A 1515-nucleotide genomic window follows, 5' to 3' on the forward strand; every position below is an offset into this window, starting at 1 on the left:
CGAGCATGACCACGGATGGCAATAGTACCATCACGGTGCAGCTGAAGGACGCGGCTGGCAACAACCTGGCGGCTTCTGCGGGCACGGTTGCGCTGAGCACGACCATCGGTACGCTGGGCACGGTTACGGATAACAACAACGGTACGTACACGGCCACGCTGACGTCCACCGCTACGGGTACGGCTACCATCACGGGTACGCTGGATGGCACGACCATCGCGGACGATGCCACGGTTACGATCGGTGTGGGAGCGGCGGCTGTAAGTACTACGACAATCACGGCTATTCCGCCGAGCATGACCACGGATGGCAATAGTACCATCACGGTGCAGCTGAAAGACGCGGCTGGCAACAACCTGACGGCTTCTGCGGGTACGGTTGCGCTGAGCACGACCATCGGTACGCTGGGCACGGTTACGGATAACAACAACGGTACGTACACGGCCACGCTGACGTCCACCGCTACGGGTACGGCTACCATCACGGGTACGCTGGATGGCACGACCATCGCGGACGATGCCACGGTTACGATCGGTGTGGGAGCGGCGGCTGTAAGTACTACGACAATCACGGCTATTCCGCCGAGCATGACCACGGATGGCAATAGTACCATCACGGTGCAGCTGAAAGACGCGGCTGGCAACAACCTGACGGCTTCTTCGGGCACGGTTGCGCTGAGCACGACGGTTGGTACGCTGGGCACGGTTACGGATAACAACAACGGTACGTACACGGCTACACTGACGTCTACTGCTACGGGTACGGCTACCATCACCGGTACGCTGGACGGCACGGACATCACGGATAACGCCACGGTGAGCATCACGGTGGGCTCCGCTTCCGTTACCACCACAACGATCACGGCTGTTCCGACAAGCATAACCACGGACGGTTCATCCACGGTCACGGTGCAGCTGAAAGACGCAGCTGGCAACAACCTGGCGGCTTCTGCGGGCACGGTTGCGCTGAGCACGACCATCGGTACACTGGGTACGGTTACGGATAACAACAACGGTACGTACACGGCCACGCTGACGTCCACCGCTACGGGTACGGCCACCATCACCGGTACACTGGATGGCACGGACATCACGGACGATGCCACGGTTACGATCGGTGTAGGGGTAGCGGCTGTGGCCACTACCACGATCACGGCTGTTCCGACCGGCATGACGACCGACGGCTCATCGACCATCACCGTGCAGCTGAAGGATGCGGCTGGCAACGACCTGGCGGCTTCTGCGGGCACGGTTGCGCTGAGCACGACAATCGGCACGCTGGGTACGGTTACGGATAACAACAACGGCACGTACACGGCTACACTGACGTCTACTGCTACGGGTACGGCTACCATCACCGGTACGCTGGACGGCACGGACATCACGGATAACGCCACGGTGAGCATCACGGTGGGTGCAGCTTCCGCTGCCACCACCGAGATCACGGCTGTTCCGCCGAGCATGACCACGGATGGCAATAGTACCATCACGGTGCAGCTGAAGGACGCGGCTGGCA

Annotated in this window: 1 protein-coding gene; it reads left to right on the plus strand. The window is 61.0% G+C overall.

Translation table 11 applies throughout. The features are described from left to right. The coding region (locus tag ACEVG1_RS20980) for a beta strand repeat-containing protein (RefSeq protein WP_374745688.1) at positions 1-1515 on the plus strand (1515 nt) is incomplete at both ends.

Origin of the sequence: Parapedobacter sp. 2B3 (genome assembly GCF_041925275.1) — a bacterium.
GTDB classification, from domain to species: domain Bacteria; phylum Bacteroidota; class Bacteroidia; order Sphingobacteriales; family Sphingobacteriaceae; genus Parapedobacter; species Parapedobacter pyrenivorans_A.